Source organism: Microbulbifer maximicatervae (SeqCode), from assembly GCF_052467505.1.
On record NZ_CP174313.1, the window covers coordinates 4,445,787 to 4,464,005 of the forward strand.

24 protein-coding genes are annotated in these 18,219 nt (G+C 40.5%); 2 read left to right on the top strand and 22 right to left on the bottom strand.

Features of this window, described 5'->3' with window-relative positions; translation table 11 throughout:
• Nucleotides 1-11: 11 nt before the first annotated feature.
• Complete coding sequence (locus ACJJIN_RS19630) at nucleotides 12-986, bottom strand: hypothetical protein (protein WP_444895859.1); 975 nt, start codon at nucleotides 984-986, stop codon at nucleotides 12-14.
• 1,099 nt (nucleotides 987-2,085) lie between these two features.
• Nucleotides 2,086-2,358 (bottom strand): hypothetical protein, encoded by a 273-nt coding sequence (locus ACJJIN_RS19635; RefSeq protein ID WP_444895860.1) that lies wholly within the window; start codon nucleotides 2,356-2,358, stop codon nucleotides 2,086-2,088.
• Nucleotides 2,359-3,888: 1,530 nt separating this feature from the next.
• Between ACJJIN_RS19635 and csrA the strand changes: the two genes are divergently transcribed.
• Complete coding sequence (csrA, locus tag ACJJIN_RS19640) at nucleotides 3,889-4,077, top strand: carbon storage regulator CsrA (protein ID WP_444895861.1); 189 nt, start codon at nucleotides 3,889-3,891, stop codon at nucleotides 4,075-4,077.
• Between the two features lie 93 nt (nucleotides 4,078-4,170).
• Here the strand turns inward: csrA and ACJJIN_RS19645 are convergent, their stop codons facing one another.
• From ACJJIN_RS19645 to ACJJIN_RS19715, 15 genes are all read right to left on the bottom strand, one after another.
• Nucleotides 4,171-4,536: a hypothetical protein gene (locus tag ACJJIN_RS19645; RefSeq protein WP_444895862.1), complete on the bottom strand. Its 366-nt coding sequence runs from the start codon at nucleotides 4,534-4,536 to the stop codon at nucleotides 4,171-4,173.
• Nucleotides 4,537-4,629: 93 nt separating this feature from the next.
• Nucleotides 4,630-5,430, bottom strand: coding sequence for an MBL fold metallo-hydrolase (locus ACJJIN_RS19650; RefSeq protein ID WP_444895863.1), 801 nt, complete (start codon nucleotides 5,428-5,430; stop codon nucleotides 4,630-4,632).
• 280 nt (nucleotides 5,431-5,710) lie between these two features.
• Nucleotides 5,711-5,929 carry a DUF6500 family protein gene (locus tag ACJJIN_RS19655; RefSeq protein ID WP_444895864.1) on the bottom strand — a complete coding sequence of 73 codons (219 nt, stop codon included), beginning with the start codon at nucleotides 5,927-5,929 and terminating at the stop codon, nucleotides 5,711-5,713.
• Between the two features lie 100 nt (nucleotides 5,930-6,029).
• Nucleotides 6,030-6,377 (bottom strand): hypothetical protein, encoded by a 348-nt coding sequence (locus ACJJIN_RS19660; RefSeq protein ID WP_444895865.1) that lies wholly within the window; start codon nucleotides 6,375-6,377, stop codon nucleotides 6,030-6,032.
• Nucleotides 6,378-6,450: 73 nt separating this feature from the next.
• The gene (locus ACJJIN_RS19665) at nucleotides 6,451-6,831 is read right to left on the bottom strand and encodes a hypothetical protein (RefSeq protein ID WP_444895866.1); all 381 of its coding nucleotides are present in this window, start codon (nucleotides 6,829-6,831) and stop codon (nucleotides 6,451-6,453) included.
• 40 nt (nucleotides 6,832-6,871) lie between these two features.
• Nucleotides 6,872-8,017 carry an acyltransferase family protein gene (locus ACJJIN_RS19670; RefSeq protein WP_444895867.1) on the bottom strand — a complete coding sequence of 382 codons (1,146 nt, stop codon included), beginning with the start codon at nucleotides 8,015-8,017 and terminating at the stop codon, nucleotides 6,872-6,874.
• Between the two features lie 588 nt (nucleotides 8,018-8,605).
• A complete protein-coding gene (locus ACJJIN_RS19675) occupies nucleotides 8,606-9,163 on the bottom strand; it encodes a DUF6707 family protein (RefSeq protein WP_444895868.1) in 558 nt (185 codons plus the stop codon).
• An 83-nt stretch (nucleotides 9,164-9,246) separates the two neighbouring features.
• Nucleotides 9,247-9,747 (bottom strand): hypothetical protein, encoded by a 501-nt coding sequence (locus ACJJIN_RS19680; protein ID WP_444895869.1) that lies wholly within the window; start codon nucleotides 9,745-9,747, stop codon nucleotides 9,247-9,249.
• A 69-nt stretch (nucleotides 9,748-9,816) separates the two neighbouring features.
• Nucleotides 9,817-10,362, bottom strand: a complete 546-nt coding sequence (locus tag ACJJIN_RS19685) for a hypothetical protein (RefSeq protein ID WP_444895870.1) — start codon at nucleotides 10,360-10,362, stop codon at nucleotides 9,817-9,819.
• A 691-nt stretch (nucleotides 10,363-11,053) separates the two neighbouring features.
• A complete protein-coding gene (locus ACJJIN_RS19690) occupies nucleotides 11,054-11,284 on the bottom strand; it encodes a hypothetical protein (protein ID WP_444895871.1) in 231 nt (76 codons plus the stop codon).
• Between the two features lie 113 nt (nucleotides 11,285-11,397).
• Nucleotides 11,398-11,868: a hypothetical protein gene (locus tag ACJJIN_RS19695; RefSeq protein WP_444895872.1), complete on the bottom strand. Its 471-nt coding sequence runs from the start codon at nucleotides 11,866-11,868 to the stop codon at nucleotides 11,398-11,400.
• A gap of 105 nt (nucleotides 11,869-11,973) precedes the next feature.
• Entirely contained in the window at nucleotides 11,974-12,468 is a 495-nt protein-coding gene (locus tag ACJJIN_RS19700; protein ID WP_444895873.1) for an NUDIX domain-containing protein, read from the bottom strand.
• On the bottom strand, nucleotides 12,465-12,755 hold the full coding sequence (locus tag ACJJIN_RS19705) for a hypothetical protein (RefSeq protein WP_444895874.1): 291 nt from the start codon (nucleotides 12,753-12,755) through the stop codon (nucleotides 12,465-12,467). Before ACJJIN_RS19705 ends, ACJJIN_RS19700 begins: the two co-directional genes overlap by 4 nt.
• 49 nt (nucleotides 12,756-12,804) lie before the next feature.
• Nucleotides 12,805-14,169: an IS4 family transposase gene (locus ACJJIN_RS19710; protein WP_444895875.1), complete on the bottom strand. Its 1,365-nt coding sequence runs from the start codon at nucleotides 14,167-14,169 to the stop codon at nucleotides 12,805-12,807.
• Nucleotides 14,170-14,387: 218 nt separating this feature from the next.
• Entirely contained in the window at nucleotides 14,388-14,624 is a 237-nt protein-coding gene (locus ACJJIN_RS19715) for a hypothetical protein (protein WP_444895876.1), read from the bottom strand.
• Nucleotides 14,625-14,948: 324 nt separating this feature from the next.
• Here ACJJIN_RS19715 and ACJJIN_RS19720 point away from each other — a divergent pair, with 324 nt between their 5' ends.
• Nucleotides 14,949-15,890 (top strand): IS110 family RNA-guided transposase, encoded by a 942-nt coding sequence (locus ACJJIN_RS19720; protein WP_444894991.1) that lies wholly within the window; start codon nucleotides 14,949-14,951, stop codon nucleotides 15,888-15,890.
• Between the two features lie 28 nt (nucleotides 15,891-15,918).
• Here ACJJIN_RS19720 and ACJJIN_RS19725 read toward each other — a convergent pair whose 3' ends face one another.
• From ACJJIN_RS19725 to ACJJIN_RS19745, 5 genes are all read right to left on the bottom strand, one after another.
• Nucleotides 15,919-16,356: a hypothetical protein gene (locus ACJJIN_RS19725; protein ID WP_444895877.1), complete on the bottom strand. Its 438-nt coding sequence runs from the start codon at nucleotides 16,354-16,356 to the stop codon at nucleotides 15,919-15,921.
• A 70-nt stretch (nucleotides 16,357-16,426) separates the two neighbouring features.
• A complete protein-coding gene (locus tag ACJJIN_RS19730) occupies nucleotides 16,427-16,741 on the bottom strand; it encodes a hypothetical protein (RefSeq protein WP_444895878.1) in 315 nt (104 codons plus the stop codon).
• Between the two features lie 110 nt (nucleotides 16,742-16,851).
• Nucleotides 16,852-17,127: a hypothetical protein gene (locus ACJJIN_RS19735; RefSeq protein ID WP_444895879.1), complete on the bottom strand. Its 276-nt coding sequence runs from the start codon at nucleotides 17,125-17,127 to the stop codon at nucleotides 16,852-16,854.
• Between the two features lie 71 nt (nucleotides 17,128-17,198).
• Nucleotides 17,199-17,795, bottom strand: a complete 597-nt coding sequence (locus ACJJIN_RS19740) for a hypothetical protein (protein ID WP_413665352.1) — start codon at nucleotides 17,793-17,795, stop codon at nucleotides 17,199-17,201.
• Nucleotides 17,796-17,886: 91 nt separating this feature from the next.
• A complete protein-coding gene (locus ACJJIN_RS19745; RefSeq protein WP_444895880.1) occupies nucleotides 17,887-18,069 on the bottom strand; it encodes a hypothetical protein in 183 nt (60 codons plus the stop codon).
• Nucleotides 18,070-18,219: the final 150 nt, after the last annotated feature.

Here is an 18,219-nt window from a genome sequence, read left to right on the forward strand (position 1 = left end):
CATTTATTTCTTCAATTTAAATTAAATTTCCTACTTTCATTATCAAAAACCAATGATGAACGATTTAATTTCAGCCATTCTTTAAGCTCACCGGGCTGTAAATTTTGATCTGTAAGATAATTGAAAAAATCTATATTACTTCTGTAAGGGTTGTCGTATGTGCTTCCATTTTCGTTATTTGCAAGATAATCTAAAACAGGTATAAATCCTGTGATGCCCAATGGGTATGCCAAATACGCGAGTTCTAGTTTATTGACATCAGGTGACTGCCATAGCTTTTCTAATGAGGGGGTTAGAGTCAGCCATTCTAATTTTTCTATTCTTGAATAAAATATATGGCGATTTGCGCCACTATTAAAGAACGATTTCAGTATTAGATCCTCTGTGGCTGGATCATTTATCTGGGAAAATGCTGTCGCGAAGTGATAGTTAACATGACCATTCTTGTTTTCAACAAACTGTATTATTTCTTCTTTGAAATCTTTGCTCCAGCCATTTCTAGTTATGGCTTCGATAAGCCAAGGATATTTAGAAAAGTGTTTTTTCACAAAGTCTTTCATGCCCCTATCGGATATCATGGAAATGTAAGCATCGGATATATAAGAGTTCGGTGAATGCCAGTTAGATTTTGCCATTGGTAAGAAGTCTTCTTCATTACCTTTTAATGCACGAGAAATCATACTGACTTGCGGGTCGGTTTCTGTGTAGCTACGCTGGTTGCTTGATAGATAGAGTATTGTTTCAATGAAATCTTGTTTTTGGCAAAGAGAAGCATTCGCGGGTAAGTGTACTTTTTTCAATAAAGTAAAATCTGGTTTTCGATCTTTGGCGGAAATTCTCTTGATAAGTTCTTGATCAGACATCCCGTAATTTATTTGGAGACAATTCACTTCTTCATTACCAAGAATAATTTCCCGATTCTCTGGGTTCTCCGTGCATCCAAATAGAAGCAGTGATAATGTAGTTAGTTTTATGTTTTTCTTCATTTTTTTACCTCTAGATTTTCACAATAACCAACATGCTTGACGATAAAGAATGAGGCAAGCTGCTAAGTGGTTGGTTAGCCTCCAAACAACAAGCCAGTAATCCCATGGGATCGCATACCAACCAGCTGACCACGAAAGAACGATACCAGATCGAAGCCTTCAATGAACAGAAATATTCAGCTTGAGCCATTGAGTTACTACTTAATTTTCCAGCAAAACCAGCTTTGTAGACCTCAATAGATTTATCTTTACTGTATAGAGAATTATCACAGCAAAGCATTACGAAGACAGCATGGGCTTTGTAATTAATCTAAGTTCGAATTCACTATGAAGATATAATGCGACTATTGGCTTAAAACGTAAAACCCGTACCAATTGCGGGTTAAATGAAGCATGGCAGATGTTAAAAAATAGTAATTTCTGAAAATTTATCGCTGGATAGGTAAGCTCAATAGGAGATTGCGGCTACCAAGGAAGGCAAAGCTGATCGAAACCGTTCAGGCTTTCTTAGTAGAAGGTAATCTAATTCCAGAGGGCAATGAAATTATAGAAGGAATGAAGATTGTCGATGAAAACACCAAACTTGGCAAGAGGAAGGGAGATACAGTTTGTGGTCAAGGTAGCTATCTTGTTGCATTAGTTGTTTGGGTTTCTAAGTTATTGCTTGCTCGGGATTGCCAAATAAGAGTAAGAAGACAGTAAATGGTACGATTTAGTAGCTACTGAAGCCGAATCAGGCAGTATCTAAGACAATAACCTTTGGTATTGGAGGTTCGAGTTAAACGAAAACACTAATTTCCGACTGAGGCTTTCCCTAAAGACATGGAAATTGGAAGATACTAAAATTCGAATTGATGATACAGTATTTCGAATTAATAATTGGTAAAAGGAATTTTTAAACTACTTGAGCACACTAGGATTTCTAGTGGACAGGCGTGTGCCAATTGTTTTGGTAATATAGAGTCTGGCGCCGAATAATAAAATACAGTTAATTAGTCAATTTTTCACTATGGTTACATTTTCAGATTGCACCGTTCACGCACTTCACCATAACCTATTATTAAATAGGTACATACCACAATAGCTAGAAACGTGAGTTTTACAAATTTACGTAACAATTAAGTTTGGACCCTATAGCTAATAAAAATACATCTATTGACAAATTCTCAGTGCCGGTTGAACTAGTACCTAAGACACTATTTACACTTACTTCTGATTTTTCAAAATTAAATACAAGGTCATAAATATTTCCATTAAACTCTCTAAAAGCTATTGATGGGTTAAGCGTAGCTTCTTCAGCAGTGGCCTCAATACGCCCAATAAAGAATTCGGAGAGTTCTACATGAATAAAATTTTCTAGCAACACACCCATTGTTAGGCCTTTCCGCTAATTAGGTTCCACCTCTGTATTAAACCAAGCGAATAGGTTAAGCCGAGAATTAAACATATGCCAGAGCTGGTTAGCCAAAAAGTTAGCGAATTATCTGGGAAGGCTGGCATTATGAAATAAAAACCCAGCGCACGAGCTAAAAATATCGTTGAGATTAGTATTAGGCCGAGCCGAACTAGCGGTAACCTAACAATTAAACCCGCTCCAGAAAAAGCATAGCTAGCCCAAAGCAGTAGAACGGCTGAAATTACGCTAGTTACAATAGTTGGGTAGAGGTGGCCACTTTCAGCTAGTTGAGCCATATGCTCACCGGCACCAAGAAACCGATACCAATCACCGCCAAATACTATACACCCGATATGAACTAAAGCAGCCAACACTGTGAGTATCCCTGCTACCTGCAAATAGTTAATTCTCTGACTGACCATTTACTCTCCTTGGCTGGTCTATTCGTATATTCGAAAGTGGACAAAATCATATCACTTATCAGCATGCACAGAGAATGAAAAATGACTCAAATCAGGGAAAGATACCCACTAGTATACTAACCAGTATCGATTGAAGAATATTCCAGTGGCCATATCTCGCGTACAGTATATTCGCATTGAGCCCTCTTTTAGAAAAAATTGTTATAAATCAATAGGTTAGGGTGCTTGCTGCAATATTTTTAATATCAGAATGTATGATAAGTAGCACCCAGCCAAAATATACGGCTTGAGAAGAGTAATTAATGAGTTTTCAGGGACATTGAACTTTTAAATAGGTACGATCATGCAGGATATCTCTCCTAAATTGCTGGCTGAAAATCAGAGTGCGAATGCCAATGGGTAAGTCGCATAAAACCCACGGCAATATATCCAATACTTAGAAGATACTTAGCCTTTCTCTTTTGAAATGAGGAGTACGTTTACTTAGTTATTTTTGATTGTCTTGTGCCTTGAGGTTCTAACGTAAAGGCTATTAAAGATTGCCAATTTTCTACATGCTCCGATATTTTCCAAGGCGATAACTTACAAAAAATAGGCACAAAAATGATCTTATTGAAATTTATTAAGTTTGTTTCAGTGTCAAATCTGCGTAAAATCGATAGATATTTATTGGTATTTTGGTCGTAAATGAGGCACTTTTTGAAGGCCGATGACCAAAGAGATTCAATAGAACAAGATTTCTCTAAAAGAACCACTCTCTCAAAGGAGAACGATAGCGTGACGTAAGAGTAAGTAAAAGGCGCTGACCCAAGGTGCGGGAACACCAGGGGCCAGCTAACCAAATTGATACCTTAACTATCAAAATGGCTGTATGGATCATACGCTAGAAACCCGCTCGTCTCCAATAAATTGGAGTACATCCAGCGGCTTGGAGAGACTCCTCAAGCTCTGGGAGCGTTGCGTCCGCCTTTTCTTCTTCCATGCCTACCGTTCTCGCGCTCCCCCTGCATTCTTCAACAGATTAGTTTCTCAGCCGTCCATCAATAAAAGTCTACCCATGGCTTGAATATCAGAGAATAGAAATATGTTGATCTTAAAGCGTAGAACTGGTGAAAACCTAAGGATCGGAGCCAATGTCTCAATCACAGTATTGGAAGTTAAGGGAAATCAGGTAAAGATAGGAATACAAGCTCCCAGATCACTTCCAGTTCACCGTGAAGAAATTTACATACGTGTCCAGAAGGGAAGGGTGCAGGGAAATAGAAACTGTTGAGAACTTGGCCCTAATTATGGAACATCCAAAGCATCGGCATCAAAACCTTAGCAGAGCTTCGGTCTTGGTGCCAGGTACCGTTGCTAGTTACGTCTATTCACCTGATGGTACCACTTGATAAATACCGGCCTCATCTAAAAAAACGCCATTGGACATCATATAAACAAAAACTAACACAGATAAGATAACTACTGCTAAATGAACCTTCGTTGCTGAATTGGCGTACTTAGAAAGATAGTCCAGGCCATTCTTTTGGCCTGAAGTGGATGCAATGGCGAATGGTAATAATACAACTATTGCTAGTCCAGCTAAGAAGAAGTATGAAAGATATTCCTCATAATAATAAGGGAACCATGACTCATAGAAAACTGTAAAAGTAAGGTAATATGCAGCAAGTGCAAGTAGGAGTGTAATGGTAAAAATAAATAGTTTCTTCAAATCAAATACCAAGACTTTCAATAGAGCGTAGGCTCCTGTAGTTAACAAGTTTTACAGTGAAGGGTTCTTCTTCAGAAGAATAATAACAAAAGATGGGTGCTAAAGCTCACCCTATCAATGAGCTTGTTGCAAACTCTCTTCATTATCTATCACAGAGATTGTTCTCTCTATGAATCTTTTGTAAGCCTTTTCAGGTATAAATGTGGTTTTATCGCTCGCGTTGAATTTCTGTAAAATGCTCTTTAATTGTGTATCCGCTATTATTTTCTCTAAATCTGATTCTTTATGATAAAGTTCTCGAACTCTATCTATCCATGCAAAAGTATTCTCTCTAAATTCAATTAGAGATGATTTATTGGCAGTAACACCATGCCCGGGTATGATTAAGCTTTGATCATCACCCATGTTTAAAATAGTATCAACTGCGTTGCCGAAGCTTTTAATTCCACCGGCATAAAATGTGGGGTGCCAGCTAGTATCGAAAATATCACCAACAAATATTGCATTACTCCCCTTGTGATAAAATATATTGTCAACCGGTGAATGAGACTTAACTCTAATGTGAGTAAACCCTTCTGGAGGAATGTCACCTTCTAGAAGCTTTCCACCTTTACTCTCAAAATACTTATTGCCTCCAGTGTGATCAGAGTGAGCATGTGTATTTAAGATAAAAATAACAGGCTTGTCGTAGATCGACTGAATCACTTGGTCTAATTCACTCAGATGATTATTTCCCGGCATAGGGTCAATTAATATCAAGCCATTTTCTACAGCTATTAAACCGATATTAGTACCATATTCCTTTCCACTTAAGATATATAGTTGTTCAGATATTTTCACCTTAACTATGCTTGATGAAGCAGTGGAGCTGATGAGTATGAATATTAATGGAAGTAGAATTTTAAAAATACTCAAAGCTAATCCTTTTGCATTTAGTTAAATTTCATCGACATGTTAAACACCGTAAGACATGGTAATCAACATATCGTGAGTTTTGATTCCTAAGTTTTGCTTACCTTACGTAATTTAGATACACCTCTGTGTCAGGGCTAAATCTAACTTTACAGGGTGTCTACTAAACGTGATTAAAAGCCCACTGTGAAGACTGGAAGTTCGTCAACACCGGAGTTAAGCTCGTAGGGAGTCGTTGACAGTATTGTTATGGTTTTGGTGACTTTGTACGGAAATCACCATGTTAAACACCAGCCTTGATCATAGACTTGATTTTTTCTGCCTTTTCAAAGTGATCAAGTTGGTGTGTTTCTATCCACCATCTCGCAGCCTCCATTAGAATTTCTGGTTGATCATTCTTGTTTTTAAAAAATGCATAGAAAGATACACCTACGTTGCTGCCTTTCTTTTCTATCTTTTGATTACAAACATCAATGATCTTTTTTCTAAGCTCTGTCCTCATCAAATTTTTTCCTTATTTTCTCTTACTCCACTCAAAATGGTAGGCGTCTACTCAACGGGGGAAGGTTTCCTTTTTGCGCTGGCGATATTGCCTACCCTTGTTAACTGTTTGGCCATAATAACTTCTCTACTTGATCATATTTCTCAGCTACTTTAAGAAATGGCTCGGCCCAGCCGCTACTTAAGCTAACTTCTTGCAATGGTCCAGTTGGTGCAAATAGAACAGAAGCTTCAACTTTTTCTGGTAAAGCATACGACTTTACCATATTAAGTAGTTTCTGGATTTCTTTAGTTGCCTCTTCAGAGTCATTCCATGAAGACCAACAAAAGTCATTATCTGGAATCTGTACCAGCTCTATCGCAGATTCCAGTACATGAACTAAAGCTTCATAAGGCTCTGTCTCATTGATTGTGCCGTGTATTAATTCTTTTGTACGATCTAATTTCATAGAGACAGTTGACGCCTCGCATCAGGCGCAGCCTTTTGGAGGTCGCTCTGCATGCATGTGTTATAAGGCATTTTTATCCTATCTGCTTCCAAATTACTGCAGATCCAAGACTGACTAGTCCAATTACGAATGCAAGATATTGAAACCCACTTACCCAGCCTATAGAGATTTTATTTACTAGGGGCCAATCGGCTATGGGGGCCTGTTGAACTGAAGAAGGCATTGATTTTCGACTAAGGACCCATGGCACTGCACCAAGTACAATCCCAGCACATACTATTGAAAGCCCAAATGCAGTAATCGCGACTTTAATAAGAAAGCTACCAAGTTTCAATTGCCCCGAATTAAGAAGCGTAATCAGAAATCCAAAAATTGCAGTTTGAACACCAACCATCCAGGCGCTTGACTCGCGAAGTAGTTTTAATGACTCGAGAGTACGTTCGTCCTCTGTCATTAGATGATTCCTCTGAGGTTAATGCCTTATAACGTCGCGTTCACCGGCCCGTCCGGTACAACGCTTTGTTATGCCATTCTTCACTTGAATTTGGATGACGCGCCTTACCCTTTCTCTGCCACTTAACCTCTATATATCTGTGAGTAAGGCTCGATATAAATATCACCAAACCTAAAATCACCAGGACAATCAAACTATTAACAAACCCATTCCCCAATGTTAAATATCTATCTCCATTTAACATTGGGGCTAATTCCATACCTGAGATTTTTTGTAAGATTAATAGTGTAGAAGTAAAGCAAAATAAAATGGCAGCATGAGTCATGTATATAGAGTATGATAGCTTACCTAGTTCTTGGAATGGCTTCTGCTTTAATAGGCTAGAAACAACTCCAGACTCGAAAGAAAAAACTAATATTGCAAAATAGAAAAGTATGGTGGCAACAATGTTCTGATGCTTGATTTCATACTGAACAATCACAACAATACATGCCACAACAAAAACCTCAGCTATAGTGCCAAGTGGTTTCGTGATTCGAATATTAGCTACTCGCATATAGAAAAGGTATATTAATGCCCCTCCGAAAAAGCACGACAACCCCCTCAGTATTTGGCTAGTTAATATCTCAGATTCGGATGCTATTAAATAAAGCGCGACAACAGCCGTAGAGCACCAAATTATGCTTTTGAAATTTTTAAAAACAACTATAGATATGAATAGTAATAAATATAGATAGAATTCAATGCTAATACTCCAGGATGGATAATTAAAGCTTAAAGCTTCAAATGTTGGTGACAAGGACTGAATTAACAGTAGATTTGGTATAATTTCAGAAATAGCTGTCCTCCCGGTGAAGGGGAGAGTATTAAAAGTAAAACCACCATATTTATACGCTGCTAGTTTGCCGACCTCCAGCAATAGGAAGACAAAAAACATAAAAAGGTGGAGCGGGTATAAGCGAAAAAACCTTGATTTCATAAACTCCCCTAAAACCAGATTTTTTCTAGCCCCATAGCCATGAGCTAAAACAAAGCCACTCAATACAAAGAAGAACTCTACAAATATTGAACTTCCTCTAAAAAAATCGAGCTCAGTTATACTTCCTATTAGACGCATGTGGAAAATGACTACACAAAGGGCTGCAATCCCTCGAAAAGCATCTAGAGCTTCAAATCTTTTATTCATATTCTTCCTTAATGAGCACAAAAATAACGACTAAGTAGGTAAATCATCTAAGGTATAACGCTTCGATAATCGGCATGCGAAGCGCAGCGTAGCATGTCCGGTGGAGCCCTGTAAGGACGGTGCGAAATTCATCGACTTGTTATGTGCTAGCAAGCTGCAACTCAAATAGAAACAGCGTGCATATCGCAGAGATTCCGACTCCGCAACCAAGTCCGATAGTAACCATTTGAGTTTGCCAGCGATTGAGAGTATTGGATTTGAATACGAGAGGGACTAATGAGGCTGATGTGATAGTTAAAGCCGAAGTGAGTGCGACAACCCCAATTTGAAGCTTAGTACCGTTGCCATATATCTGAATAAGTACAGTTAAAATTAGTGCGGATACTGAAATGAAAGCGATTTCAGCACAGTGATAAATACGCTTCCAATGCCTTTTCTCTTTCTGACAATACCATGCAATTTTTTCAGATAGTGACTTCAAGACTAGATCCGATTGTTGAATTTATGACTACACATAACGCCGCTGGCACAGGCGGCGAAGTCGTCCAGGCCACGTAGTGGCCGGTGTGCCCAGCCTTGTTAACCTTTTCATTCTAGCGCCTGTGCTAAATTAGCTAAGTATTTTTGAACTAATGGTTCTGTTTTTGATTGTATTAATTGGCACTCTTTAGAATTTTCCATTTTTGCTCTTTCTTGGCAATACATAAACTCTAGTGCCATTTGTCCATACCCTTCACACTTATACTTTTGACTAGAAGATTCGACTAGTTTTTCCGTTTCCAACGCCTCTTCTAATAATTCGTCAGTGTACATCTCCACCGTATATCGGCTAGAAATAATATCTTCTTCTTTAAGGCGAGCTATTTGAATCGATTCAATACCTTTTAATCGATAGATTCTAGTCAATAATACGATTTGAAAGCCTACACTATTCCAGACATTTTCATTTCCATTGTATTCGCATGAGCTAGTAATGAAGTTGGCTATCTCTAAAGCTAAGTCATCCTGGCCTAATGCATACAAGTATATTGAAAGCCGCAAAAACTTATTCTGATCTTTGTCAGTAGTTAGCTTGTATCCTTTGGATAATGACTTTACTAATGATGCGATCGGCTTATTTTTATTTGTAATTTTATCGATGTTCATTTTTAGAGGTTAACGCCTTGCTAACCGGCGCAGCTTTACTGCGTCCGGCGCCGAAGGCGCGTAGTTGATTGACTTGTTATATTTCATAGCTGCACCGGCTTTAACCAAAGGCTAGTAAATGCGGCGCCTACGCTGAGGGAATTAGCCACCAGCAGCCAGAGAAATGCTTTACTTTTAAATCTGAACTTTGGATAAAACCACTTTTTATAGACTGCGCCCTCAAGTAGACCATTAACCAAGCAGCCTAGAGCAAAGGTAACACCCCATGTAATTGGATTAAACGTGCCCCAGCCAAAAGCCCTGTTAATGACCGAGCCTGGAAATAGCTCCCATGCTATGCCAGCCAACGGAACTAAAATTATACCTGCAACAGCTGAAACGGCGTTTGCAGATACGGTAGCGATTGAAGCCTTTTTGGCAGGAAGAGTAAAAAGCCATTTTATAAAGAAAAATTCAACTAGCAGACCAATGCTAATTGCCCACCATGAAAAAAGACGTGTTTCTAAATAAAGTGCTGGCCAAACAACATTTGCGTAAGCAGCAGTTGGCAGAAGCAAAAGTATAAATATTAGTGGCCTACGCACCATCTCTCCTTGAAATATAACGCTTTTAGCATGGGCACGCGCAGTTTGCGCGTCCCATGCCTAAATTTGTTAGCTCTTTTGTGAGACGCATGAAACAAACTCTGAATCACTAAACACTTTTTCAATGTTAAGCTTCATAACTTCATTTAAAGTTCCAAATGGATTGGCAAACTTAGCGGTATTTTTCTCAATCTTGTGGGCTTTACTGTAACATTCTGAGCTTTCATCAGCACTTACTAAATACTTAACCTCTAATGTCCAATCAATGCTATATCCTAGGTCATCAATTAGGAATTCAATTATTTCACCAGATACAACATTATTCGAATCTTTAACCTTTATGCCGACAAATCTTGACTCGGTAAACATTGCAGTCTCGAAGTATTCATTGATATTTTTCTCAAGAAGAATACTGCCCATTGCAGTATTTCTTATTTGATTCGGCTTTACCCGGTTATTATTTTCTGCGGGAAGATACTTGAACTTCCCAACTTTAAGCTCTCCATCAACGCTCATAGTGCTGCTTGGAGCATAATTTAAAGTGATTGGTGCTTGAGCGCACCCTGCAGCGATCACTGCCAAAATTATGACTCCAAACAATTTTACTGCCTTCATAGCACTTTCCTTTTATTGAGACCATACATGGCCATTTGTTGTGAATTTTTGATGAGCTAACGTTGCCAGCAAAGGCAGCCAAAGCGGAGCGTAGGCTGTCCAGCCCCAACCCCGAAGGGGTTGGGCGATCTTGCCTGGCCTGGTTATAGCTGGCGTACACTGAACGACCTACATGCTCTCTGCCAGCCACCCCTAGGCTGTCCAATTCCCGATAAATTTACAGAGGAAAATACCATAGTTTCCTCACCAATTAACTATCTGATTTGCACTCCACGATGGTGCAGCTGGCTTGCAGGATTTACTGGCTTAAAACGAAGACTCTAGAACGAAACTGCGGTACCAGTTCATAGGAAAACTCTCAGGGAACGTATGCTCAGATAGAGATTGATACTTGCAGCAACTACAAATCATCTAAAAAATGACCGCTACAATAACGTTGCCAGCAAGGACAGCCTCCGGCTGGGCGATCTTGCCTGGCCTGGTTATAGCTGGTGCGCTCTGAACAACCTACTTGCTCTTTGCCAGCCACCTTTGGCTGGCCACTGCCCGATAAATCTACATGGAAAATATCATACTTTCCCAACCGAATAACCTGCTTAATAGCACTCCACAAAAGTGCAGCGAATTTTCAGTATAAAGCTCAAGTATTGTACAGAGATCATAATCACACCGATTCAATTTCAAAAATCAGCTACTTCTCATCAGCCCGCTTTCGTTTCTCGACCAGCATTTCTTGCTGCTTTTGAAGCGCAACAATCTCTTTTTTCTTTACACTGACTGAAAAATACGCAACAGAGATAATTGATAAAGCTCCAAGTGCAACCCTATAGATTCTTCTGGAGTTATTAATTTCTAGAACAAGCCATAAAAAAATACTGAGAAATGGAATCACTAAAAAAGCTATAGATATCAATATAACCAAATAGAGCACCACCTAAAATACAATATAACGCCTACAATAACGGGCCGTAGTGTAGGCGCGAAGTGCCGAAACAGAGGTTCGAGCCAGCTTGCTGGCGGGCGTTGATTGTTTTGTTATGTTTTATCACTGTACTTTAAAATTAACTCTAAGAATTTCGAAGGTTTAATTATATACAGGCCATACTTATTAAAGATTTCTTCAGCGTGCTTATAGATACCACTATCTGTTGTCACAAAACAACCTCCATACTTTTGAGCCTCAAATACGTGAAAGCAGTCTGCTTTACGTTTTTCAAACTTTCCATTACCGACAATAATATTTTCAATATCTTGTAATGTGCGCTTCTCTTCCTCTGTAAGATTTAACTTAACAGTTTGGCGAGAACGAGGCTCACGTTCTTGTAACCACTTTGGCGTAGAAGGGTTTCTAATCTCATCTACCACTGAGTGCATTAACATGATTCTCTTCTTTTGAGCATCCAAGATATTGCGGGCTTTCTCAGAGGCTTCTTGCTCGGCTATATCGCCGCCGTCAAATGCACAGGAATCATAAAACATGAAGTTATCGTATGGGTTAAAATCCATAAGCATCTCGGAAAACATAACGCCGGCCACACAGGCGAGCGAAACGAAGTGTAGCGAGTCCAGCCAAATGCTGGTTTTTGCATTTGGCGATTGTGCTGGCCCTTGTTATGCATTTTCTTTCGCTAGCCATTTTTTGATCAGTGGTATTGAACCCTTCCCAAAGCTCCAAGACTCTAACTCTTTGCGAGATAGCAACTTGTATGAATCATTCTCTTCGTTGAGGATGATTTCACCCTCTGCTCTAGCATAGTACCCGATCATTACTTGGTTAAGGTTTTCATATATTGAGGTCGTGATAAGTTCAATATAGGTAGTTTCTAAATTTAGTTCTTCGCGAATTTCACGCATTGCGGCTTTTTGTGGATCTTCGTTAGTATCAATAAAGCCAGAGACTAAAGAATACTTCCAATCTGGCCACTCAACGTTATGAGTTACAATGTATTTTCCATCATGTTCCACCAGAACGATTGCAACAGGAGTAGGGTTTTCCCAGAAGATAAACTCGCAAGCATTAGTGCTGCAGCATAGTTTATAACCTGACTCTACTAATCGTTCTTCAAGTTTGTGGCTACAGACTGGACAATATTTGAAACTGCTCAAACTTCAACCTCTTCTAGCTTTCTTTTGAGGTCATGGTTAATCTCTTTAGCAGAGTAAATCTTTGGCTTGCTTTTATAGCCTTCAGTATCAACTTGATAATTAATCGAGAACACTTCATCTCCATCTTTTTCAAGTTTGAAGCACAAAAATTCCTCCCAGCGTCCCGCCCAACCAGAAGTAACCGAAAGAGTGTAGCCGTCCTTTTGGTAGGTACTCCCCTTCAATTTATCAAATCTAGTTCTAGAAAACCCAAGATTTGAAACCAAATAGTCAGCAACTTCTTTCATGTGGATATCTCACGATGATGCATAACGCCGCCACTGTGTTTTATACACATCATTTAAGCCCATTTAAAGCCTCTGCTGCTTCAATATAATGGAGCAGTTTGGTATATCCCTGCCAAACAGTTTTAACCCCTGGTTCGCCATCACCTTTACGTCCTAGAAATCCCCCTAGGCCTGCCAACATACGCGTTATATCTCTCATGCTTGGAGGTATATTCGGTGGGGAACTTTTATCTCGCATCATCCATACCATGCGCCATTCTTTTTCAGAGTAAGCACTCGTACATGGTTCATCAGGAAGACTTCTTGCTTGTGTAGTTATCGAATGTAGTCGCCATCCAATAATCATATAGATCGCAATACAGTTCAACATTCGCTGCTCTGTTCTAAAACGATTACTTTCTATCTGGCATCCGCCTTTTACCACCCGAAAATAGGTTTCAATTTCCCACCGGCTTCGATACCACTCAATGATAACTCTCGCCTGCTTAAAGTCTTCAACTGGAAGATCAGTTAACAGCATCCACTCAATGCCTTTTTCACCCTCTGGTGGGGTTAATTCTTTAGCCAATACAGCATAGAGAGAAAGTGGTCGTTTAGATCTTCCTTTTCCTAGCAACCGTATCTCAGTAGTGGATACGTTGACCTTGGCTTTTCTTCCAGGCTCTCCATTCCGTTTGGGAATATCTACCGTGTATAGACCGACAGATTTCTGCTCATTCATATGATCCCAAAGCAAAACCGTTTCTTCTCCATCGAGCTCTAAAGTGCGATTGGCCTTAGCTCGAACGATATAGCTCGCCCGCCGCTGTTCACTTTGCTCTTCAGCCAGCTGAAACCACTCATGAATATCACCCTCTCTATCAGCAATACTCACAATTGTGCTTTCAGGGCAGTGCTCTTGTATCTGACAAGCCGTTTCGTAATGGTCTAGCCAGCGTCGACTCTCCTTATCCTTTATCGACTTGGTATAGCGGGAATTAGAACTTGATTCCTTATCTCTCTGCCACATACTACCTTCAACAACACCCAAATTAACTCTGGATGGTGTTATCGCGATGGAGGTGTGCAAGAGTTGTTGGTTGGTCTCTTTACGCCTAAGTGTTCCCATCTCTTTACTTTCTAGGTCAGTGGCAAAATTTAGAAAGGTAGTATCTTGTGGGATAAGAACAACAGGCTGCACTTTGATTCTCTCAAGAGTTGCCGATTTATGACCGCTCATAATAGAGTCAAAGTTGACTTTATCATTTTCTATAAAGCGATAAGCTGCAAACGTTTCTGCCCAAGTTTTGTTTGCACAAGGAATGCTATTGTTTGGGTCTGAACTTAAATTACTGAGAATATTAGACAAGCGCTTATTCAAGCGTGTATCACCCATAACCTGATTTTTTACTTCGTCCATGACCCAGTCCTGCATAATTATCCAGCCAAATCTGTAGTTCTTACTGGGCTAAACTGTAACTTATTGATTTACATAATAAAACTTAAAAAACTTGTGTATAAAACTTAGCGCCGCCATAACCGGCGGGAACGGAGTTGGTTTAGTTGTGCTAGCGTAGCGATAAAGCACAACTGAAGCAACGCAGTGAGCGTCAAGCCCGTGTGCGGGCGGTGGTTGATGGCTTTGTTATGAGGCTAAAATTTGGGCTTAAAGTAGATACCTAAGCCGAGTGTGGCCACAGCCAAACCAATGAATACCTGGACAAAAAGGCTAAAAAAGAAATCCATAGCACCATGGGCGAGTGTAATTTCGATGATACCATTCATCTTACTTGCGTAAGTAAAGCTACCATCAATTGAATCGATAATAGTTAGCATGCTTAGCAAGAAGCCTGCTAAAGCTAGGGTTGCGCCGCCGAATTTATCTCTCATAGTGAGTGTGCGTTATAACGACTACAACAGGGGCGGCCGGAGCGTAGCGTAGGCTGTCCCGTGAAGGGCCAAAGGCCCGCAGCAACCTGCTTGTACTTGTATGGTTGTTCTTGCCCGATTCTGATGTTGAAAATCCTTTTCGTTAACGGGTAAATTGAGACCCACCTTCGGCGGCCACCGAAGGCCTTGTTTATCACAGTTCGCTGCTTGGCTGGTTCGTAAAAGACCGATAACAAGTATGAACGTGATAAGCACTCACTAGGCATAACTCGGATAGTCATGTGGGCCTCGAGCCCGAATAGCAAGGCGGAGATAGCTTATCTTATGGAACCTCAAGAGATCAATGTCGGTATCGATACCAGCAGTAAACAACTCGATATTTATGTGAGACCTACTGGCCAGTTCTTTAGTGTTGCCAATGATAAAAATGGCATTAAAGATGCCATTAAACAACTACAACCTCTTAAACCTCAAAGAGTATTAATAGAGTCTACGGGAAGGCTCGAGTTAGAGTTTGTTTGCGCCGCCGACAAAGCCGGATTACCTATTGTTGTTTGCAATCCTTCGCAGATAAGGAGCTTCGCTAAATCTGCAGGGCGCCTCGCCAAAACTGACAAGCTAGATGCAATGGATATTGCACATTTTGGTGAGGCCATGAAGCCAGGGCTGTCGGTGCTAAAACCAGAAAAGCTTAGGGCGATCAGTGACTTACTGGCTGTAAGAAGTCAGTGTTTAGAGATGAGTACAATGCAAAAGAATCGGCTTCAGAGGATGCCGAAATCAGTACACAAACCTATCCAGACCATTCTAAACACCATCAAGAAAGAGTTACAAGGTATCGACAAGCAACTGGAAAAACTGGTTAACAGTGTGTCCGAGTGGCGGCAAAGGCGTGACCTATTGTTGAGTGCCAAAGGGGTCGGAAATGTATTGGCCTATACGTTAATGAGTGAACTTCCTGAGCTAGGACAATTGAACCGTAAAGAAATCGCTGCACTTGTCGGTATCGCCCCGATGAACCGTGATAGCGGCAACTTCCAGGGCAAACGATATATTCGAGGTGGAAGGCATCGCGTACGCACGGTTCTTTTTGTTTCCATCATGTCGGCCATACAACATCATCCCAAACTAAAGCCCATGTATAAGCGATTAGTCGACGCTGGCAAACCTAAAAAGGTTGCTCTGGTTGCCTGCATGAGAAAGCAGATTACGATCCTGAATACAATGGTGAAAAACAACACCTACTGGGATGAAAGTATGGCTTAAAAACTTGACGAGTAACCATAGTCACTTGTTATGAGTCTTTGTGTTCATAGCCACGAATTATGCCTCGCTCTTTAAGGTCTTGGAGAAAACCTTCGCTCAAGCCTTTATATGCAACAGTGCACTCTTTATCGAAATTATCATAACCACCAAATACTAGCTCACCCTCTATAGCTATCTGCACATGAATGATGCCTTCTCTAACCAGATGATCCTTTTCTGCTAGTTCTTTCCACATGCCTTTGGAACTTTCTTCATCTAAGGGGAGAATCACGAAATCTAGTTTTGGGGATATAGTTTGTCGTTTAAGCACTGGCGTTTCTTGATAGGAAGCATTCGGCCATTTATAAAATGACAAATGCTCCAATGAGCCCTCAAATGAAATAAGGGAGGCTCCTGCGCATTGCTCCATAACTGCATGGAGCAGGCCCGGTTTATCCCTAGGATCAATCCACGTTACTCTTTTCATATCCCTGATACTCATAACGTCCCGCGGAGGCCCGAAGGGCCGTAGCATACTGCTTGCGATTGTTAGTGTTTTACCCGTGGGCGATATTGCTAACCCGGACAACATGGCCGCCATTATTGTCGAAGCTTATTTGTACGCCTCTTACAATGCTGACTATTAGTGCAACGATTCCTCCGACTGCAAAAAACAGGCCTGGTGCGGCATTTATCAGCTGTCCACTTATAGTATCGCTTTGCACGCTGAGACTCGCTTCACCGGTGACACCTAAGACAAACAGTTTGTAGCCCAGATATATGCACATTCCGGAGATAATCATGGGAAGCATCTTCATTACAAAATAAAGCGTAACTACAAGATTTGAGTTTCCATATGGGACTTTTTGCATATCACATTCCTTTGGAGAGCTTGGAACACTAACGTTGCCAACAGGGGCGGCCGAAGCAAAGTGTAGGCCGTCCAGCCCAGCTGTCAGCTGGGCAATCCTGCTTGGCCTGGTTAAGAGGCATTTTTATTGCGATGCCACAACAAAAATAACAATATTAGAATTAGTGTATAAGATAACCCCATAACAACTACACTTCCCTCCAACTTACTTTGTGAACGACCTAAATAATCATACAAAGTGAATGGCACTGCAATGGGGCTAAAAAATAAGGCCATACTTTCAAAGTGGCTTTCTGAATGCTGGAAAAGACTAATAGCAACACCAGATAAATACCAACCAAATGCTCCAATTAAGTACCAGGTTGCACTATATTTAATCAGTCTCAAATTTGCCTCTTAACGCCTAAAGCACGGGCGGCAAAACCATAGCGAAGCGGCGGTTTTGGCGTCCCGTGCCTTTACTTGTTAAGCCTTGCCCGGTACTGGCTAAGTTTCTTGTTAAATTGTTTGAGGAACTCACTACATTTAAACTCTTTATCAAGGGAAAGAACCCTCTGAACTTCTGAGCTGATTTCGTCACACTGTTCGATTGTGGCACCGTCATTGCCATAAAGTATGCCGCTTGGCCATTCGTGCTCAGCATATTCAAGCCATGACACGATCGATTGAAGCAGCAATAACCTAGCCTCATCATTTTCTGGGTCAATTTCATGGCACTTATTGTAAAGGTCTAATTCAGTTACCCAATCAAGTGCCTCATGAGCAGTTTTTGATTGATATATATTTTGTGAGAGCTTGCCTAGCCAGAGTGTGCTCGCTAAATCTCCTTTTGCATAGCCGTCACTAAGGATTGGAAACACCAGCTCATGGAATATTTCGTGCCGTATTCTTGAGTGCCTGTTTGTCTCTAACTTTGGCAAATACTCCCACACCCACTCTTCAATCTCTTTGCTGCTTTGAAATGAAGAAATAAAAGCACGAACTGATTTTGAAGCTTGCTTCTTCAATCCCTTTTCTTCGAATTCTCTGAACTCTTTATAGTGTTCAATATTCATAGAGGCTTAACGACTACAACAGGGGCGGCCGGAGTATAGCGTAGGCCGTCCCGCGAAGGGCCAAAGGCCCGTAGCAGCCTGCTTGTAATGGTTAAATGCTGCTGCCATAAAGCTCTATTTTAACTTTTTTGGAGGTATACCACACAATGTATATTTTTGTACCGACGCACAGGCCATTTATGAGTTCACTCGTGTGCACCACAAAGTCTGCTGTGCACTCAAATTTTTCATCCTCTTCATCGAACGGGTAACTCTCTTTAGTCCAGATACTCATAACAGTATCTAGAGTTTGCTCTCGCATAACCTCAACAATCTTACACTCTTCTGGAGTGATCGGATTCATAGGTATTGGATTAACATATGGATTTCTCATGGTATTTAACGCTTAGATAACCTGCACTGCAGGCGGTAAAAAAAATGATCT